The 18,179-nt window shown below is 69.4% G+C and carries 16 protein-coding genes; 11 read left to right on the forward strand and 5 right to left on the reverse strand.

Features of this window, described 5'->3' with window-relative positions; genetic code table 11:
• The first annotated feature begins 265 nt into the window (after window positions 1-265).
• The 8 genes from uxaC (at window position 266) to ACK5KK_RS04645 (ending at window position 9,874) form a co-directional block, all read left to right on the forward strand.
• A complete protein-coding gene (uxaC, locus tag ACK5KK_RS04610) occupies window positions 266-1,648 on the forward strand; it encodes a glucuronate isomerase (RefSeq protein ID WP_416888916.1) in 1,383 nt (460 codons plus the stop codon).
• A complete protein-coding gene (locus ACK5KK_RS04615; RefSeq protein WP_416888917.1) occupies window positions 1,645-3,036 on the forward strand; it encodes a mannitol dehydrogenase family protein in 1,392 nt (463 codons plus the stop codon). The genes uxaC and ACK5KK_RS04615 overlap by 4 nt, the downstream gene beginning before the upstream one ends.
• A gap of 36 nt (window positions 3,037-3,072) precedes the next feature.
• Window positions 3,073-4,854: a beta-glucuronidase gene (gene uidA, locus ACK5KK_RS04620; RefSeq protein WP_416888918.1), complete on the forward strand. Its 1,782-nt coding sequence runs from the start codon at window positions 3,073-3,075 to the stop codon at window positions 4,852-4,854.
• A gap of 58 nt (window positions 4,855-4,912) precedes the next feature.
• Entirely contained in the window at window positions 4,913-6,475 is a 1,563-nt protein-coding gene (gene uidB / locus ACK5KK_RS04625; protein ID WP_416888919.1) for a glucuronide transporter, read from the forward strand.
• A gap of 70 nt (window positions 6,476-6,545) precedes the next feature.
• Window positions 6,546-7,784, forward strand: coding sequence for a D-mannonate dehydratase ManD (gene manD, locus ACK5KK_RS04630; RefSeq protein WP_416888920.1), 1,239 nt, complete (start codon window positions 6,546-6,548; stop codon window positions 7,782-7,784).
• A gap of 37 nt (window positions 7,785-7,821) precedes the next feature.
• Window positions 7,822-8,322, forward strand: a complete 501-nt coding sequence (locus tag ACK5KK_RS04635; RefSeq protein WP_416888921.1) for a gluconokinase — start codon at window positions 7,822-7,824, stop codon at window positions 8,320-8,322.
• Window positions 8,297-9,334: a LacI family DNA-binding transcriptional regulator gene (locus ACK5KK_RS04640; protein ID WP_416888922.1), complete on the forward strand. Its 1,038-nt coding sequence runs from the start codon at window positions 8,297-8,299 to the stop codon at window positions 9,332-9,334. Before ACK5KK_RS04635 ends, ACK5KK_RS04640 begins: the two co-directional genes overlap by 26 nt.
• Before the next feature lie 159 nt (window positions 9,335-9,493).
• Entirely contained in the window at window positions 9,494-9,874 is a 381-nt protein-coding gene (locus tag ACK5KK_RS04645; RefSeq protein ID WP_416888923.1) for a VanZ family protein, read from the forward strand.
• A gap of 177 nt (window positions 9,875-10,051) precedes the next feature.
• On the opposite strand, the gene ACK5KK_RS04650 is transcribed toward ACK5KK_RS04645, so the two are convergent.
• The 4 genes from ACK5KK_RS04650 to ACK5KK_RS04665 all read right to left on the reverse strand — a co-directional run bounded on the left by ACK5KK_RS04650 (window position 10,052) and on the right by ACK5KK_RS04665 (window position 14,223).
• On the reverse strand, window positions 10,052-10,435 hold the full coding sequence (locus ACK5KK_RS04650; RefSeq protein WP_416888924.1) for a hypothetical protein: 384 nt from the start codon (window positions 10,433-10,435) through the stop codon (window positions 10,052-10,054).
• An 84-nt stretch (window positions 10,436-10,519) separates the two neighbouring features.
• Window positions 10,520-12,277, reverse strand: a complete 1,758-nt coding sequence (locus tag ACK5KK_RS04655; RefSeq protein WP_416888925.1) for a glycoside hydrolase family 3 protein — start codon at window positions 12,275-12,277, stop codon at window positions 10,520-10,522.
• Window positions 12,278-12,403: 126 nt separating this feature from the next.
• Window positions 12,404-13,744, reverse strand: coding sequence for an MFS transporter (locus ACK5KK_RS04660; protein ID WP_416888944.1), 1,341 nt, complete (start codon window positions 13,742-13,744; stop codon window positions 12,404-12,406).
• A gap of 41 nt (window positions 13,745-13,785) precedes the next feature.
• Window positions 13,786-14,223, reverse strand: a complete 438-nt coding sequence (locus tag ACK5KK_RS04665) for a MarR family winged helix-turn-helix transcriptional regulator (RefSeq protein WP_416888926.1) — start codon at window positions 14,221-14,223, stop codon at window positions 13,786-13,788.
• Between the two features lie 67 nt (window positions 14,224-14,290).
• On the opposite strand from ACK5KK_RS04665, the gene ACK5KK_RS04670 reads away from it, so the two are divergent.
• The 3 genes from ACK5KK_RS04670 to ACK5KK_RS04680 all read left to right on the forward strand — a co-directional run bounded on the left by ACK5KK_RS04670 (window position 14,291) and on the right by ACK5KK_RS04680 (window position 17,172).
• Complete coding sequence (locus ACK5KK_RS04670; protein WP_416888927.1) at window positions 14,291-15,166, forward strand: alpha/beta fold hydrolase; 876 nt, start codon at window positions 14,291-14,293, stop codon at window positions 15,164-15,166.
• Between the two features lie 63 nt (window positions 15,167-15,229).
• On the forward strand, window positions 15,230-16,279 hold the full coding sequence (locus tag ACK5KK_RS04675) for a lipoate--protein ligase family protein (protein WP_416888928.1): 1,050 nt from the start codon (window positions 15,230-15,232) through the stop codon (window positions 16,277-16,279).
• Window positions 16,276-17,172 carry a DNA-methyltransferase gene (locus ACK5KK_RS04680; protein WP_416888929.1) on the forward strand — a complete coding sequence of 299 codons (897 nt, stop codon included), beginning with the start codon at window positions 16,276-16,278 and terminating at the stop codon, window positions 17,170-17,172. The genes ACK5KK_RS04675 and ACK5KK_RS04680 overlap by 4 nt, the downstream gene beginning before the upstream one ends.
• Window positions 17,173-17,183: 11 nt before the next feature.
• Here ACK5KK_RS04680 and galE read toward each other — a convergent pair whose 3' ends face one another.
• Window positions 17,184-18,170, reverse strand: coding sequence for a UDP-glucose 4-epimerase GalE (gene galE, locus ACK5KK_RS04685; protein WP_416888930.1), 987 nt, complete (start codon window positions 18,168-18,170; stop codon window positions 17,184-17,186).
• Between the last annotated feature and the right edge of the window lie 9 nt (window positions 18,171-18,179).

An 18,179-nucleotide genomic window follows, 5' to 3' on the forward strand; every position in this document is an offset into this window, starting at 1 on the left:
CCGCCCTCATCCCCGCCCCAGCCCGCCCTCCAACTCGCGAGACTGCACGGGCGGTATCGAGACCGTGCGTAATACGCGAGGGCTCGATACCACGGCTGTAGTCTCGCGCGCGGCGCGGCGCGGCGCGCGCGCCGCGGGGCGGGGCGGGGGAGTGAGGGGGAGTGAAGGGTGGGGCACAAACGATTGCCATGAGGTGGGGAAAGTGCGGTGCACATCTGGTGGCAATCGGTTGACAGATGGGGCATTTGTCGGGCACACTGATGCCATGTCGCCGAGGATTCCCCGCTCGCAGCCGACGGCGCCCGGCGCGGCCGACGAGCTCTACCACGAGGTCGCCGACGCGCCGATCATCTCGCCGCACGGCCACGTCGACGCGGCGCTGCTCGCCGACGACGCTCCCTTCGGGGACCCGACCGAGTTGTTCATCACGCGGGACCACTACGTCACCCGGCTGCTGCACGCCTTCGGCATCCCGCTCGACGAGCTCGGCCTCGACCCGGTCCGGCCGGTCGACCCTCGCCATCCGTGGCGGCTGCTCGCAGACAACTGGCACCGCTTCGCCGGCACCGCGAGCGCCTCGTGGCTGACCCACGAACTGCGCACCATCTTTGACATCGACGACGAACTGTCGGCCGACAACGCCGACCGCCTGTACGACCGCATCGACGCGCTGCTCCGTCGCCCCGAGCTGCGACCGCGCGCGCTGTTCGACCGGTTCCGTATCGACGTGCTCGCCACGACCGACGACCCGCTCGACGACCTCTCCGCGCACGCACGTCTGGCCGCCGACCCCGAGTTCACCGGGCGGGTGCTGCCGACGTTCCGCCCCGATGCGTACACTGACCCCGACGCGCCCGGATTCGGCGAGCGTATCGGACGACTCCTCGATGCCACCCAGTCGGCGGGGACGTTCGCCGGGTACCTGCGCGCGCTCCAGGAGCGCCGCGCGTACTTCATCTCGCACGGGGCCGTGTCGGCCGACCACGGCGTCTATGAGCCGTTCACCACAGACCTCGACCCGGTCGCCGCCGAGCGGCTCTTCCAGGCCGTGCTGGCGGGCACGGCCGACGCGGCACAGGCGCGCCTGTTCCGCGGCCACATGCTCTTCCAGATGGCGCGGATGAGCGTCGCCGACGGACTGGTGATGACGGTGCACCCGGGAGTGCGACGCAACCACCATTCCGGCACGTTCCGCGCGTACGGTCCCGACACCGGTCACGACATCCCGGTGCGCACCGAGTTCACCGAGAACCTCCGCCCGCTGCTGCAGGAATTCGGCACCGCCCCCGGATTCCACCTCGTCCTATTCGCCGTTGACGAGACCGTCTACTCACGCGAGGTCGCACCGCTGGCGGGCTTCTACCCGAGCGTCTACATCGGCGCGCCGTGGTGGTTCCTGGACGCGCCCGACGCGATCGGACGGTGGCGCGCGGCGGTGACCGAGACCGCCGGCTTCTACCGTTCCAGCGGGTTCATCGACGACACCCGCGCGTTCCTGTCCATCCCCGCACGGCACGACACCGCGAGGCGCGCGGATGCCGTGTTCCTCGGTCGCCTGGTCGACGAGGGACGGGTGCGCATGGACACGGCGCGCCGCATCGCGCGTGACCTCGTCGACGCTATCCCGCGGGAGGTGTTCAAGCTGTGACCCCGGTACCGCTCACCCGCGCCGCACTGGCCGCACGCGGGGCCCCCGCCTCGGCAGCGCCGGTGCGCATCGTGCACCTCGGCCTCGGCCACTTCTTCCGCGCGCATCAGGCCTGGTTCACGGCGCGCGCCGCGGATGCCCACCAGTGGGGCATCGCGGCCTTCACCGGTCGCAGCCGTCACATCGCCGACGACCTGACCGCTCAGGACGGACTGTTCACGCTCGTCGAGCGCGGTCCCGACGGCGACCGCGTCGAGGTGGTCACCAGCGTCAGCGAGGCCGCCACCGGCACCGACCTGACCCGGTTGGCGGCGCTCGTGTCCGACCCCGCCGTCGCGATCATCACCCTCACCGTCACCGAGAGTGGTTACCGGTTGCACGCCGACGGCACGCCCGATCCGGACGACGCGGACCTGGCGGCCGACCTCCGGGCGCTCGGCGAGCACGGCACCGGCGCCGAGCCGGGAACCGTGCTGGGACGCCTGGTGTACGCGCTCGCCGCTCGCCGGTCCGCCGCGGCGGGCCCGATCGCCGTCGTCCCCTGCGACAACATCCCCGACAACGGCGCGTTCCTCGCCCGCGGCGTCACCGTCGCCGCCGCCCGGGTCGACCCGTCGCTGGCGGAATGGGTGAGGCAGAACGTGTCGTTCGTGAGCACGTCGGTCGACCGCATCACCCCGCACGCCGAGGCTCCCGACGCCGTCGCGGATGCCGGTTGGACCGACACGGCAGCCGTGGTCACCGAGCCGTTTGCCGACTGGGTGCTCGCGGGGCGGTTCCCCGCCGGCCGACCCGACTGGGTCAGCGCGGGGGCGCGTTGCGTCGACGACATCGAACCCTGGGAGAACCGTAAGCTCTGGCTGCTCAACGGCGCGCACAGCATCCTCACCTTCGCCGGACTGCCCCGCGGCCTGACGACGGTCGCCGAGGCGATGGCGGATGCGCAATGCCGGGCACTCGTGGAGAGCTTCTGGGACGAGGCGGTGCGATGCCTGCCGGACGACGCCGACCACGTCGCCTATCGCGCCCAGTTGCGTGAGCGGTTCGCCAACCCGCGGATCGTGCACCGGCTGGAGCAGATCTCCGTCGACGCCACCGTCAAAGTACAGGTGCGCATCGCGGCCGTCGCCGAGCGCACACTCGCCGCCGGCCGGGCACCCGAAGGCACCGTGCTCGCGTTGGCGTCGTGGATCGGCTGGGTCTGTACCGACACCGGCGCTCGCGACGCCCGCACCGACGAGGTTGTGCGGGCGCGAGACGCGGCCGACCCGGTCCTCGCGCTGATCGCACTGGTCTCGCCGGTGCTCGCCGCCGATGCCGCCACTGTTGCGCGGGTCCGTGCCGCCGGTGCGGTCCAGGACGCAGCATCCGCAGACGTTCTCCCCTGATCCCTACCGCGCACCGAAGCGCAGAAAGGCACCCCCATGCTCAAGCCTCAGGAAACCGCCACCCGAGAACTACTGTCGCTGGAAGGCCTCTGGAAGTTCGCCCTCGACAGCCCCGACGTGCCGAGCCCGTGGACTGCACCGCTGGCGACGACTCGTGAAGCGCCGGTCCCGGCCAGCTACAACGATCTGTTCACCGATGCGGCGATCCGCGACCACATCGGCTGGGTCTGGTACCAGCGCACCGTGCGCGTGCCACGCGGCTGGGCGGGGGAGCGCATCGTGATCCGTGTGGACGCGGCCACCCACGAGGGCGTCGTCTACGTCGACGACACCAAGGTCGCCGCGCACGAGGGCGGCTACCTTCCGTTCGAAGCCGACGTCACCGACCTGGTCACTCCCGGAGGCGAGTTCCGCCTCACGATCGGCGTCAACAACGTGCTCACCCCGGACACCATCCCGCCCGGGTTGGTCGCCGACCTGCCCAACGGACGCAAACAGCAGGGGTACATGCACGACTTCTACAACTACGCGGGCCTGCACCGCGCCGTGTGGCTGTTGTCGCGTCCGGCGGTGCACGTCGATGACATCACCGTCGTCACCGGTATCGACGGGTCCACCGGAACGGTCGACTACCGGGTGCAGACCTCGCAGGCCTCAGACGTCTCGGTGCGGTTGGTTGACGCCGACGGTATCGAGGTCGGTGCCGCCGACGGGGCCGCGGGGGTGTTGCGCGTCGCCGACGCGACCCTGTGGCGACCGGGCGCCGCCTACCTCTACCGGCTCGAGGTCGATGCGCGTGTCGACGGCACGGTCGTGGACCAGTACTCGCTCGCCGTCGGCATCCGCACCGTGGCGGTGCAGGGCGGCACGTTCCTCATCAACGGTGAGCCGTTCTACTTCACCGGGTTCGGTCGCCACGAAGACACCGCCGTGCGCGGCAAGGGCCACGACCGGGCCTACCTCGTGCACGACATGGAACTGTCGAACTGGATCGGCGCCAACTCGTTCCGCACCTCGCACTACCCGTACGACGAGGAAGTGCTCGACTATGCCGACCGCCACGGCATCGTCGTCATCGATGAGACCGCCGCCGTCGGCCTGAACAAGCGAATCTCCGGCGGCATCGCCGACTTGCTGCAGGGCGCCTCCGGTGACTTCGCCGATGGTTTCGGGCCCCGGATGCAGGACGCGCACCGGCGCGAGATCCGTGAGTTGATCGCCCGCGACAAGAACCACCCGTCGGTGGTGATGTGGTCGATTGCGAACGAGCCCGACACGATGGCCGACGGCACCTACGAGTACTTCGAGCCGCTGTTCGCCCTCACCCGCGAACTGGACCCGACACGGCCGGTGACGTTCGTCAACGTGATGATGGCACCGCCGGAGGTGTGCCGCGTGTCGAGCCTGCCCGATGTGCTGTGCCTGAACCGCTACTACGGCTGGTACGTCGGCGCCGGAGACCTCGCCACCGCGGAGGTGAAACTGGAGGAGGAACTGCGCGCGTGGGAGACCAAGTACGGCAAGCCGATCATCATGACCGAGTACGGCGCCGACACGATCACCGGCTACCACTCGGTGTGGGACCAGCCGTGGACGGAGGAGTTCCAGATCGGGATGCTCGACGTCTACCACCGGGTGTTCGACCGGATCGACGCGATGGCCGGCGAACACGTGTGGAACTTCGCCGACTTCCAGACGTCGGCCGGCTTCTTCCGGGTTGACGGCAACAAGAAGGGCGTGTTCACGCGCGACCGCAAACCGAAGTCGGCGGCGCACGCGCTGCGGGCCCGTTGGACCGCGCTACGCGACGCCGACTGACAACCGATCCCCCCGGGTGGCGTCCGCGCCACCCTCCCGTTGAGGCAAAGGAGCACTCATGACAACCACAAAATCGGGCGCGAGCGCGCCCGCGAAAGACAGACTCGGCGCACTCAGCATCCTCGGCTACGGCGCCGGCGATGCCGCCAACAACCTCGCGTTCACGACGGCGACCATGTTCCTGCTGGTCTACTACACGGATGTCGCCGGTATTTCGGCGGCAGCTGTCGGCACGCTGTTCCTGGTGTTGCGCATCTTCGACGCGTTCACCGACGTGGCCGCCGGCCGTCTCGTCGACAAGGTGAACACCAAGCGGTGGGGCAAGTTCCGGCCGTTCATCCTGTTCGGATCGTTGCCGCTGCTGCTGCTGTCGGTGGCGACCTTCCACGTGCCGCAGATCGGTGAGAGCGGCATGCTGCTCTACGCGTACGTGACGTACGGTCTGCTCGGGATCGCCTACACCCTCGTCAACATTCCGTACGGATCACTTGCGGCGGCGATGACGCAGGTGCCGGGGGAGCGCGCCAAACTCGCCAGCGCGCGGACCGTTGGTGCTGCTGTGGTCGGCGGTGCACTCGGGGTCTTCGTGGCTCCGCAGCTGGGTGCCGGCGCGGACCTGCAGGGCATCTTCACCACCGTCACCGTGTCGTTCGTGTTCATCGGCATGGCGCTGTACCTGTTCACCTTCTTCACCACGAAGGAGCGGGTGTACCGCAAGATCCCCCACGTCACCATGAAGCAGTCGTTCGCGACGCTCAAGGGCAACAAGCCGTTGCTCATGCTCTGCTTCAGCTCGCTGCTGCTGCTGACGGGGATGATCTCGATGACGACGGCGCAGATCTACCTCATGCGCGATGTGTTCGACAGCGTCGGGCTGGTTGCGGTGATCTCGCTGTCGCAGCTCGTGCTGATCTTCTTGCTGGCTCCCTTCGTCCCGCTGGTGGTCCGCAAGATCGGCAAGCGCACGGCGTACATCATCGGCGCGCTGATCGGCGCCGGCGGCATGGTGATCGCCTTCTTCGCGCCGAGCGCGGTCGTCGCCCTGGTCGGTTTGATCATCGCGATGGTCGGGATGCTGCTGGTCAACATGCTCATCTGGGCGATCGAGGCGGACACGGTCGAGTACGGTGAGTGGAAGACCGGTGTGCGCACCGAGGGCATCACCTACGCGTTGTTCTCGTTCACGCGCAAGACGGGGCAGGCCTTCGGCGGTGCGCTCGCAGCCTACGCGATCGGGCTCGGCGGCTACGTCGCCGGCGAGAGTCTCACCTCGGCCGCCGAATGGGGCATCCGCGCGGGTGTCGCCGGACTGCCCGCGGTGTGCGTCGTGCTGGCTGCGCTCGTCATGCTGTTCTACCCGCTCACCGACAAGGTGCACGCCACGATCGTCTCCGAGATCACGCAGCGGCGTGCCCAGGAGCAGGCGGACGAGGGGCTCACCCCGACCGAGGCGGCGATGGCGCTCGGCGCCGAAGCGCTCAGCGTCGAGTCCGAGCCGGGAGCGGCCGGCGCCCAGCAGGATGTCTCTCTCTCGACGGCGGCGTTCTCGACGGGCCGCGCTCAGCCTGGCGGCGCACAGGACCGGAAGGGCCGCAAGAAGCGGTCCGACACCCCGCAGTGATCACACCCCCGGTGGCGGGCGTCCCGCCCGCCACCGGGACCATCCCCCCACCCCCGCAAGGAGCACAGTCATGATCATCGACAAAGCCGAGGTCGTCGTCACGAGTCCGGACCGCAACTTCGTGACGCTCAAGCTGACCACCGACGAGGGCCACACCGGCCTCGGTGACGCGACGTTGAACGGTCGCGAGCTGGCGGTGGTCGCCTACCTCACCGAGCACGTCGTGCCCCTGCTGATCGGCTCGGACGCGTCGAAGATCGAGGACACCTGGCAGTTCCTGTACCGCTCGGCGTACTGGCGGCGGGGCCCGGTCACGATGGCGGCCGCCGCGGCCGTCGACATGGCGCTGTGGGACATCAAGGGCAAGGCTGCCGGGATGCCGGTGTACCAGCTGTTGGGCGGCGCCAGCCGAAACGGCTTGCTCGCCTATGGGCACGCGTCGGGGAAGGAACTGCCCGAACTGTTCGACTCGGTGCGCGCGCATCTGGAACAGGGATACAAGGCGATCCGCATCCAGACCGGGGTGCCGGGTCTGAAAGCGATCTACGGCATCGCATCGCAGTCCTCCGACACCGGCGGCGGCCAGGCCCGCTACGACCACGAGCCGGCGCGGCGCGGCACCAAGCCGGTGCAAGAGGACTGGGACACCCGCGCGTACCTGCGGCACCTCCCCGGGGTGTTCGAGGCGGTCCGGGCCGAGTTCGGTCCCGAGCTGCCGTTGCTGCACGACGGACACCATCGGATGACCCCGATTCAGGCCGCGAAGCTCGGGAAGGCGCTGGAGCCGTACGATCTGTTCTGGCTGGAGGATTGCACTCCGGCGGAGAACCAGGAGGCGTTGCGGCTTGTGCGGCAGCACACCACGACGCCGTTGGCGATCGGAGAGGTCTTCAACACCGTGTGGGATGTCAAGGACCTCATCCGCGACCAGCTCATCGACTACGTCCGCGGTGCGGTCACTCACATGGGTGGCATCACCCCCCTGAAGAAGACACTGGAGTACGCGGCGTTGTACCAGGTGAAGTCTGGCATGCACGGCCCTACCGACATCTCCCCGGTCGGCATGGCTGCCGCGATGCACCTCGGCCTGGCGATCCACAACTTCGGCATCCAGGAGTACATGCAGCACGGGGCCGCCACCGACCGGGTGTTCCAGCAGTCGTTCACCTGGCAGGACGGCTACCTGCACCCCGGCGACCTTCCCGGGCTCGGCGTGGAAATGGATGCCGACGAGGCGGGGAAGTACCCCTACGAGCGGGCGTACCTGCCGTACAACCGGCTCGCCGACGGCACCGTGCATGACTGGTGAGTCGGCCCCGCACCCCCGCGGGCGCGCTATCGTCGTGATGGGCGTGTCAGCGGCTGGCAAGTCGACGGTCGCCGCCGCGCTGGCTCGCCGTTTCGGCATCGACTGGGCGGATGCCGACGACCTCCACCCGCCCGCCAACGTCGCCAAGATGGCCGCGGGTATCCCGCTCGACGACGACGACCGAGCACCGTGGCTCGCCGCCGTCGGCCGACGCCTCGCGGACGGCGCGGCCGGCGGGGGCCTGGTCGTGGCCTGCTCGGCGCTCAAGCGGGGCTACCGTGACCTGTTGCGCGATGCCTGCCCTGACGCCGTGTTCGTGTATCTGGACGGATCCCCCCGATTGCTGTCCGCGCGAGCAGCCGAGCGTACCGAGCACTTCATGCCGCCCGGCTTGCTGGACTCACAGTTCGCTATCTTGGAACCGTTGCAGCGCGACGAACGAGGGATTCGGGTCGATGTGGACGACTCGGTCGACGACATCGTCGCGCTCGCCGAGAAAGGGGTGCGGGGGTGTGACACAGACCCGGGACAGCGGTGACGACAGGGCATCCGCGCGTGCGCGGAAGCCGGGGACAGCGACGATCTACGACATTGCAGAGCTCGCCGGTGTCAGCCCGTCGACCGTGTCGCGGGCGCTGTCGAAGCCGGGCCGCATCAGCGCCGGGACCGAGCAGCGGATCCGCGCCGCGGCCGCCGAACTGAAATTTCGGGTCAATCCGGTGGCGCGGGCGTTGCACACCGGCCGCCACCACACGATCGGACTGGTCGTTGCCGACATCACCAACCCGGTGGTGTTCGGGATCGTCCGTGGTGCTGAGCATGCTGCCAGCGCCGCCGGCTACACGCTGGTGATCGCCGAGTCGCAGGAGTCCGGCCAGACCGAGGCGGAGGCCATCGAGCGACTGCTGCCCAGCGTGGACGGTTTGATCCTGGCCACGACGCGACTGGCCGACGACCGTATCGCCGAGTTGGCCGACCGGAAGCCCGTCGTGCTGATCAACCGCGCCGTCTCCGGCGTCGACGGGGTGCTGCCCGACGTGCAGCGCGGTGTCGGCGAGCTGATGGCGCATCTGAGCGGACTGGGTCACCGTTCGCTGGCGTTCGTCTCCGGTCCCGAGTCATCGTGGATCGGCCGACAACGGTGGGATCGGCTGCTGGAGGCATCCGAATCGCTCGATGTCGCGGTCGTGGAGATCGGTCCGAACGCCCCCACCATCGAGGGTGGGCACGACGCGCTGCGGCGGGTGCTCGCGGCCCGGCCGTCCGCCGTTGTGGCATTCAACGATCTGATCGCGATCGGGCTCATGCAGGCGGCGTCGGCCCGGGGCATGCGCGTGCCCGACGATCTGAGTGTCGCCGGATTCGACGACATCTTCGGCAGCGAGCTCATCGTGCCGTCTCTGACGACTGTGCGCAGCCGGCTGGTGGAGGCCGGCGAGCGGGCCGTTCGCGGCATCCTGGCCCGCACCGATCAGACTCCAGCTCCCGACGGCGGACTGTTGCGGACCGAGCTCGTCGTGCGCGGATCGACCGGTCCCGCGGCGTCTTAACGCTCCGACTCGGCCCGCGTCGCAGCCCGCCGGCCAACGAGACCGTCGGCCAGCGAGACTACACGGGCGGTAGCGAGACCGCGTGTTTTGCGAGCGGCTTCGATACTCCGGTTGCGGTCTCGCGGGCTCGAGCGCGGGTCGGGCGGGTAGTGTCACGGGATGGACAGGTCGATGGCCCGCCGTGTGCGATGGTCACGGGTGCTCGCGTGGGTTGCGTTCGCGGTGGCGTGTGCCGTGAACCTATACGCGCTGTATATGCCGTCGTTGCCGGGTGGCGCGACGGCACTCCCGGGGGCGGACAAGGTCGTTCACCTCGTCAGTTTTGCCGCGGTCATGGCGACCGGCGTGCTCGCGGGGCTGCGCCCGGTTGTGCTCGGTGCTGCGCTTGCCGTGCATGCTGTCGGCTCGGAACTGCTGCAGGGGATGCTCGTCGCTCAGCGCACCGCCGACCCGTGGGATGCGACCGCCGACATGCTGGGCATTGCGCTGGGGTGGCTGAGCGTGCGGGCGACGCGACGCGTCGTGCGGCGGGGCCGGTGATCCCGCGGCGTGATGCGGGGGCGATGGCCGACGTGGTGCTGCGGGCCGGGCGCTGGCCTATGCGGCGGGGCGCTGGCCGGGTGCGGCGGGGAGGCGTGAGCGAGCCTTGCCGTTGCCGGCGTCGCCCGGGTGAACGGTCCGGATGCGCACCGGCGCCACGGATGACGGCTTGCGCTGTCACACCGGCAGGTCGCGGAATTCGGCGATGCGGGTCGCTACGTTGGCCGGCGTGATCGCCCAGCGATCGTCGTCGTCGTACTCGAAGTCGGCACCGACCTGCCCGTCGCTGCCCAGGCGCAGCAGACACGCCTTCCAGGCGCGCCCGGTCGGGCTGGCGGTGGCCATGTCGTCGCGCAGCTGCTCCATCAGGTCGACCACCGGTGCGGTCGCTGCAACCGGCTGCGCGCGTCCGTCGACATCGTACGAGTACCCGCCCACTCCCGCTGATTGGGCGTCGACTTCTCCGACGAGCACGATCTTCTGCCACCCCGGCTGGGAGGTTGCTTTCGGGTCGCGCGCCACGGCTGACATCAGCGCGAGCAAGCTCTCGTTCTGGTCCATGCTGACGATTCTCGCGCACGTCGCTCACCCGTTGCTACTGCCATGGGGCAGTCCGCCGGCACCGTGGGGACAGGGCGCCGGGCTTCAGCCGTTCAGGCTCAGTCCGTGCCCGAAGCGGAAGAGCGGATCGGCCGTATCGAAGGCGACGTCGGGGCGGGAGGCGATGACGGCATCCATCGACCGCGGCACATCGAACGGGAGCTTGCCGGTCGCGGGTACTGTTCCGGTGAGCACGTCCAGGAGGGCGGATGCCGATGCCCCCCAGTTCGCGGTCACCGCCGCCGCGACGGCGACGATCGGTTCGAGGATTGCGGGCCGGTCCAGGAACACGTCCACGACAGTCGGGACCGCCGCCGCCACCTCGCGCACGTGCGCCAGGGTGTCCTCGGTGAAGTCCAGAGGGCCAGCGTGGAAGAAGTTCTCGAACACCGTGCTGCGCTGTTCGAACGGTGCCTGCAGGCGCACGATGGCGATGTCGGCGTCGGCGGGGGAGTCGACCACGGTGCCGTACCGCGCGGCGATCTCGGCGGGGATTCCTTCGACGTACAGCCGCGAACCAGCGGCGACGGGCAGTGCAGGACCCGCCGACAGCACGGTGATCGAGGCACGCTGGGCGGCGTCGCCGGCGGCTCGGAACGCGGCGGAGCCGACGATGTCGTCGGCGGCGTCGGCATCCACGAACGGCTGGTCGAACAGACCGAGCACGAACTTCTCGCGCAGCAACCGTCGCGCCGAGACGTCCAGGCGCTCCTCGGTCACGGCGCCCGCGCGCACCAGGTCCAGCAGCACGTCGGTGCAGTGCTCCCCGCCGAACTGGTCCACCCCGGCGTCCAGCACCTTCTGCACACGTTCGTGGCGGCTCAGGTGCTCGGCGCCCCAGGCGCGCGCCGGGTGATGGTCTCCGAGGATGTTGGAATCGGAGATCAGGCCCCAGTCGGTGCAGACGACACCGTCGAACCCGAAGCGTTCGCGCAGCAGACCCGTGATGACGGATCTGTTGAAACCGAACCCCACCTCTTCATACTCGGTACCGATCGGCATGCCGTAGTACGGCATGATCTGGCTGGTCCCCGCTGCGAACGCGGCGATGAACGGGCGCAGGTGTTCCTCGAACGCGCCGCCGGGGTAGACCTGCTCGCGGCCGTACGCGAAGTGCGGGTCCTCACCGTCTTGCTGCGGGCCGCCGCCGGGGAAGTGCTTGGTCATCGTCGCCACCGAGGCCGCGCCGAGCGCGTCGCCCTGGAACCCACGGATGTATGCGGCGCCGAGTCGACCGGTCAGGTCCGCATCCTCCCCGAACGTCTGCAGCGCCCGCGCCCATCGCGGTTCCGTCGCGAGGTCGATCTGCGGGTGCAGGGCGACCCGTAGCCCGACCGCCAGGTATTCCTGCCGGGCGATGTCACCGAAGCGCTGCACCAGGTCGGCGTCGCGCGTCGCGGCCATACCCAGCGGTTCGGGCCACTGCGAGAACGGGCCGGCCGCGAACGCCGCACCCGGGTTCTCTTTGAACGAGTGCCGCGGGTCGGTGGAGACCGTCACGGGAATGCCCAGCCGAGTGGATGCCGCCAATTCCTGCAGCCGGTTGTGCCAGCGTGCAATCTCGCCGGCTGAGTTGACGCGGCCCAGCAGGTTGAAGTGAGTGAGGTGCTTGGCTTCGACGTACTCGGCTGTCGACGGTAGACCGAACTCTGCATTGCCCGCTGACAGCTGACCGTTCTCGCCCGTCGAGATCATCGAATGGAAGAACAGCCCGACCTTCTCTTCGAGGGTCATCTCGGCCAGCAACAGCTCGACGCGCTCGGCGACGGGCAACTCGGCGTTCATCCAGGGGCGGCCGGACATGGGGGTTCCTCTCCAGAGGTGGGATATGCGGGGGTTCCCGGGTGCGCTGTGTTACGACGAGAACCGGGTACCGGCGACGCTAGCAGGAAATTCCGACGTCGACGCGGTCGTGCGCGATTGCGGCCGTCACCGCGCCGGACGGGCGGGTGCCGTCGGGTCGTCGGACACCCGGATCGGAGTGGTCTGGGCGATCTGATCGCTGAACTCCTCGGGCGCGACGACCGGGATGGGCCGGGTCTCGTCGAGCGCGAGCCGGAACCGGTACTCCCGGTCGCGGTGCAGGCGACCGGACGCCAGCAGCCAGACCATGCCGATACCGCACGCCAGCAATGCGGCGCCGGCCCCGAGCAGGATCGCGGTGCGCGGACCGAACTCCGCCGCCACCCAGCCGACGATGGGAGCGCCCACGGGGGTGCCGCCCATCAGGATCGCCATATACAGCGCGAGTACCCGCCCCCGCAGCGCGGCGTCGGTCGTGGTCTGCACGTACCCGTTCGCCGTGGTCAGAGTCGTCACGACCGCGAATCCGGTGACCATGAGCGTGGCGGCATAGAACCAGTACGTGGGCATGGCGGCCGACACGAGGGCGGTCACGCCGAACAGCCCCGACCCCATGATCACCATGCGGATGCGCGCCCGGTCTCGCCGCGCCGCCAGCAGGGCACCCGCCAGTGACCCGATCGCGAGGATCGAGCTCAGCAGACCGTAGCCGTCGGCATCCTGCCCGAACTCGAGCGCCATTGTCGAGGCGAAGATCGGGAAGTTCATTGCGAACGCACCCAGGAGGAAGACCATCACGAACGTCACTGCCAAGTCGGGGCGGCTCGCGACGTAGCGGAACCCGTCGGCCAGGCGCGCGGCACCGGGCGCTTTGACGCGCGGAATGAGCTCATCGGTGTGGATCAGGATCAGCGCGACGATCATCACGACGAAGGTGAGTGCGTTGATCAGGAACACCCATCCGGTGCCGAACGCGACGATCACCAGGCCCGCGACTGCCGGTCCGATCAACCGCGCCGCGTTGAAGGATGCCGAGTTCAGCGCAACGGCGTTGGAGGCGTATTCGCGGGTCACGAGGTCGGAGACGAACGCCTGCCGGGCGGGCGCGTCGAACGCGGTGGCCACCCCCAGAGCGAGTGCAAAGGCATAGATCATCGGCAGCGTCATGACCCCCCACAGCAGGAGGAGGCCGATCACCACCCCCAGGAGCAGCTGCGTGGTCTGCGTCGCGATGAGGAGCAGGCGCCGGTCGAACCGGTCGGCGACCCACCCGGTGATGCTCACGAGTACGAGCGGCGGGCCGAACTGCAGACCCATCGTGATGCCCATCGCGGCCGCGTCGTTGTTGGTCAATTCGGTGAGGACGACCCAGCTGAGTGCGGTCGCCTGCATCCAGGTGCCGGTATTGGACACGAGCGCGCCGATGAACCACACCCGGTAGTTGAACATCGAGAACGAGCGGAACATCGCCGGCGTCCTGCCGGCCGAGCCCGGGCGTGCGGTGCCGCTCACCGGGCGGCCATCGCGGTCATCATCGCGGCGGCCGCCGAGAGCGTCGTCCGCTGCGCTTCGGTCAGCTCGTCGAGCGCCGACTCCAGCCAGGAGTCGCGGCGGCGCACCGTCTCGTCGACGACGTCGCGCCCGCCCGGCGTCAGCGCGATGATCACCTTGCGGCGGTCCGCGTGATCGGGCGTGCGGGTCAGATATCCGGACTCTTCGAGACAGTTCACGGTGCGGTTCATCGACGGCGCCGAGACGCGTTCGCGGTCGGCCAGCTCACCCAGGGTGTGCGGACCGTGCACGGTGAGCGCGGCGAGGACGGCGAACTGGCCGTCGCTCATGGAGTCGACGGCCCGTTCGGAGCGGAGCCGGCGGGCGAGCCGGAACGTCGCCATCCGAAGATCAGCGGCGGCGTGGGTTTCGAGAGCGGATGGTGCGGTGTTCATGCGATTGCTTAGCCTAGCTCATTAGTCTGGCTAAAGAGACGTCATGCCGACGCCGTAGACTCGGCCCATGGCTTCGTCCCCCCACGGCCCCACGGCGCACTCCTACCTCGACACGCGTGGCATCGAGATCTTCTACGACGTGTACCCCGCCGCCGGACCCGCCCGCGGGGTCGTCCAGATCCTCCACGGCGTCGGGGAGCACGCCGGTCGCTACGGGGTCGTGGCGGCGGCGCTGACAGCGGCCGGCTTTCACGTCTACGCCGACGACCACCGGGGCCACGGTCGCACAGGCATGGGGCAGCACGGCGACGCCGCACGCCTCGGGCGGCTCGGTCCCGGCGGGATGCCGGCGACGCTCGCGGCCTGCTGGCAGTTCACACGCCTGATCCGTGACGAGCATCCCGACCTCCCGCTGGTGCTGCTGGGGCACTCGTGGGGGTCGTTCCTGGCGCAGATGCTCCTCAATGACCACGCCGACGCGTACGACGCGGTCATCCTCTCGGGGTCGGCGCTGCGCTGGCCCGGCGCGCTCAACGCCGGCGACCTCAACGCGCCCTGGGCGGGCGCCGATGCCATGGGTACGGAGTGGTTGTCGAGCGATCTGTCGGTGGGGCGTGCGTTCCTCGACGACCCGCTGGCGACGACGACCCCCATCCTGAGACTGTTCGGCGTGGTCGACACGCTGCGACTGCTGGGCAAGCCCCGCCGCGCCCTCGGGCGCGACGTTCCGGTGCTGCTGATGGTGGGCGGCGACGACACCGTCGGCGGCCCCCGCAGCGTGCACCGTCTCGCCGCGGCGTACCGGTCCCGCTCGGCCCTGTCCGACGTCACGACGCTCGTCTACCCGGGGGCCCGTCACGAAATCTTCCAGGAGACGGTCCAGGCCGAGGTCCGCGCCGACCTGCTCGCCTGGCTCGAAACCCGCGTGCCCGCTCGCGGCTGACGGCGGGTCGGCGGACGGCACGCGCCCGGTGCGGGGCCGCGGCGTCGGCCGTAGGGTGGAAGGATGCACGGCGAGTACAAGGTTCCGGGCGGCAAGCTCGTGGTCGTCGACCTGGAGGTCCGCGGCGGCGTCATCGCGAACGCCCGACTGTCGGGCGACTTCTTCCTCGAACCCGACGATGCGCTGGATGCCATCGACGCCGCCGTGTCGGGGATGCCGGTGACCGCCGACGTGGCGACGATCGCCGACGCGGTCAGGGCGGCGCTTCCCGCACACGCGCAATTGCTCGGCTTCTCGCCGGAAGCGGTGGGGACGGCCGTGCGGCGGGCGCTGGTGACCGCCCCCGACTGGCGGGACTTCTCGTGGCAGATCGTCCATGAGAAGGCCGTGTCGCCGCACCTGAACCTGGCCCTGGATGAAGTGCTCACCACCCGGGTCGGCGGTGGCGTGCGCGAGCCGACGCTGCGGATCTGGGAGTGGGACACCTCGGCGGTCGTCATCGGATCGTTCCAGTCGTACCGCAACGAGGTCGACCCCGACGGTGCGACCCGGCACGGCTTCGACGTCGTGCGGCGGATCTCCGGCGGCGGTGCGATGCTCATGGCCGCCGACGCGATCATCACCTATTCGCTGTACGTGCCGGCATCCCTCGTGGCCGGGATGAGCTTCGCCGACTCGTATGCCTTTCTGGACGACTGGGTGCTGCAGGCCCTGCGTTCCCTGGGCATCGAGGCCGTATACCAGCCGCTCAACGACATCGCGTCGCCGCACGGCAAGATCGGCGGGGCAGCGCAGAAGCGACTCGCCAACGGAGGTGTGCTGCACCATGCCACCCTGGCGTACGACATGGACGGCCAGGTGATGACGGAGGTGCTGCGGATCGGGCGGGAGAAGCTCAGCGACAAGGGCACCGCCTCGGCGGCCAAGCGCGTCGACCCGCTGCGAAGCCAGACCGGTTTGCCGCGGGAGCAGATCATCGCGCGGTTCATCGAGACCTTCACGGCGCTCCACGGAGGGACGCCGGGGAATATCACCACGGAGGAATATAGCGAAGCCGAGCGTCTCGTTCAGTCGAAGTTCGCGACCGACGCGTGGCTGCACCGGGTTCCGTGACGGCACCGACGGCAGCTGATCACTCCGACGCAGCGGTGCCGGCAGCGGTGCAGATCCGGCACGGCGAGAACCTCGACGTCGCCCGCACGCTGCCGGACGGCTGCGCGACGCTCGTCTACCTCGACCCACCGTTCAACACGGGGCGCGCACGCGGACACGCGGTGGAAGCGGCGGTCAACGCCGAGATCACCGACCCGCACGTCGACCCGGGTGAGCGGACCGTCAAGAGCGGTTTCCGCGGGGTCGCCTATGCCCGCACGCGTGGGATGCTTCGCACGTACGACGATCGTTTCGACGACTACTGGGCGTTCCTGGAGCCGCGGCTGCGGGAGGCGTGGCGCCTTTTGGCCGACGACGGCACGCTGTACCTGCACCTCGACTACCGCGAGGCGCACTACGCCAAGGTCATGCTGGATGCTGTGTTCGGGCGTGACAGCTTCCTGAACGAACTCATCTGGGCGTACGACTACGGGGCGAAGTCGCGTCGGCGATGGCCGACCAAGCACGACACGATCCTGGTGTACGTCAAGGACCCGGCCCGGTACTGGTTCGACAGCGCGGCCGTCGACCGCGAGCCGTACATGGCGCCGGGGTTGGTGACACCGGAGAAGGCGGCGCGCGGCAAACTGCCCACCGATGTGTGGTGGCACACGATCGTGCCGACCTCGGGGCGGGAGAAGACCGGGTACCCGACCCAGAAGCCCGAGGGGATCGTGCGCCGTATCGTGCAGGCATCGTCCCGCCCGGGGGATCTCGTGGTCGACCTGTTCGCCGGCAGCGGCACCACGGGCGCGGTGGCCTCGGCGCTGGGCAGGCCCAGCATCCTGGTCGACCACAGCTCCGATGCCGTCGCGGTCATGCTCGCCCGCATCCCGCACGCGACGCGGGCCTGAACGCGAGCGCGTCAGCCGTGCGCGTCAGCAGCGCGGCGGGCCTCCCAGCCGGTACGGACCATCTCGTCCACGGTGTGGCGGTTGCGCCATTCGAGGTCGCGGGCGGCGAGGTCCCCGGTGGCCACGATCCGGTCAGGATCGCCCGCGCGGCGGAGGCCGACTTCGGCCGTGAACGCGATGCCGGTCACACGGGCGACGGTGTCCATGATCTCCCGCACCGACAAGCCGTTTTGCGACCCCAGATTGTAGGCGGGCGCGATCGGCCCACCGGCGGCGAGTCGGCGCGCGGCGACGACGTGCGCGGCGGCGATGTCGCGGACGTGGACGTAGTCGCGCACGTTGGTACCGTCGGCAGTGTCATAGTCATCGCCGTTGATGCGCGGGGTCTGTCCATTCAGCAACTGCTCGAACACAATCGGGAACAGGTTGTGCGGACTGGTGTCGTAGACGGTGGGGTCGGCTGAGCCCACCACGTTGAAGTAGCGCAGCGAAGTGTGCCGCAGCGGCGCCGCGGATGCCGCCGTCGCCACCGCCTGATCGCGGATCAGCCACTCGCCGATCAGCTTCGACTCGCCGTAAGGCGAGGTCGGCAGCGTCGGGGTCTCCTCGGTGACCGGTGCGGTCTCGGGGGTGCCGTACACGGCGGCGCTGGACGAGAACACCAGGTTGCTCACGTCCGAATCCGCCATCGCCTGCAGCACCGTGCGAGTGCCCTCGACGTTCTGGGCGTACGTGTGCAGGGGCCGGTGCACGGACACGCCGGCGTACTTGAAGCCCGCCACGTGAATGACTCCGGCTGCCCGGTGGTCGCGCAGCGTCGCGCTGACCAGGTGCCGATCGAGGATGGACCCCCGCACGAATGCGACACCCGGGGGGACGAAGTCTGCGTGGCCGCTGGAGAGGTCGTCGAAGACCACAGGGGTGATGCCGTCGTCCCGGAGCGCCCGGACGATGTGCGCTCCGATGTAGCCGGCGCCGCCGGTGACCAGCCAGTTCATCGGTCTCCT

The organism is Microbacterium sp., assembly GCF_047972865.1.
In the GTDB taxonomy this organism is placed as follows: Bacteria; Actinomycetota; Actinomycetes; order Actinomycetales; family Microbacteriaceae; genus Microbacterium.

What these genes read in the sequence shown, in the direction of transcription:
- uxaC (WP_416888916.1), top strand. Translation starts at nt 266, where the DNA reads ATGTCGCCGAGGATTCCCCGCTCGCAGCCGACGGCGCCCGGCGCGGCC.
- uidA (WP_416888918.1), top strand. Translation starts at nt 3,073, where the DNA reads ATGCTCAAGCCTCAGGAAACCGCCACCCGAGAACTACTGTCGCTGGAA.
- uidB (WP_416888919.1), top strand. Translation starts at nt 4,913, where the DNA reads ATGACAACCACAAAATCGGGCGCGAGCGCGCCCGCGAAAGACAGACTC.
- manD (WP_416888920.1), top strand. Translation starts at nt 6,546, where the DNA reads ATGATCATCGACAAAGCCGAGGTCGTCGTCACGAGTCCGGACCGCAAC.
- ACK5KK_RS04635 (WP_416888921.1), top strand. Translation starts at nt 7,822, where the DNA reads ATGGGCGTGTCAGCGGCTGGCAAGTCGACGGTCGCCGCCGCGCTGGCT.
- ACK5KK_RS04645 (WP_416888923.1), top strand. Translation starts at nt 9,494, where the DNA reads ATGGACAGGTCGATGGCCCGCCGTGTGCGATGGTCACGGGTGCTCGCG.
- ACK5KK_RS04650 (WP_416888924.1), bottom strand. Translation starts at nt 10,435, where the DNA reads ATGGACCAGAACGAGAGCTTGCTCGCGCTGATGTCAGCCGTGGCGCGC.
- ACK5KK_RS04655 (WP_416888925.1), bottom strand. Translation starts at nt 12,277, where the DNA reads ATGTCCGGCCGCCCCTGGATGAACGCCGAGTTGCCCGTCGCCGAGCGC.
- ACK5KK_RS04660 (WP_416888944.1), bottom strand. Translation starts at nt 13,744, where the DNA reads ATGTTCCGCTCGTTCTCGATGTTCAACTACCGGGTGTGGTTCATCGGC.
- ACK5KK_RS04665 (WP_416888926.1), bottom strand. Translation starts at nt 14,223, where the DNA reads ATGAACACCGCACCATCCGCTCTCGAAACCCACGCCGCCGCTGATCTT.
- ACK5KK_RS04670 (WP_416888927.1), top strand. Translation starts at nt 14,291, where the DNA reads ATGGCTTCGTCCCCCCACGGCCCCACGGCGCACTCCTACCTCGACACG.
- ACK5KK_RS04675 (WP_416888928.1), top strand. Translation starts at nt 15,230, where the DNA reads ATGCACGGCGAGTACAAGGTTCCGGGCGGCAAGCTCGTGGTCGTCGAC.
- galE (WP_416888930.1), bottom strand. Translation starts at nt 18,170, where the DNA reads ATGAACTGGCTGGTCACCGGCGGCGCCGGCTACATCGGAGCGCACATC.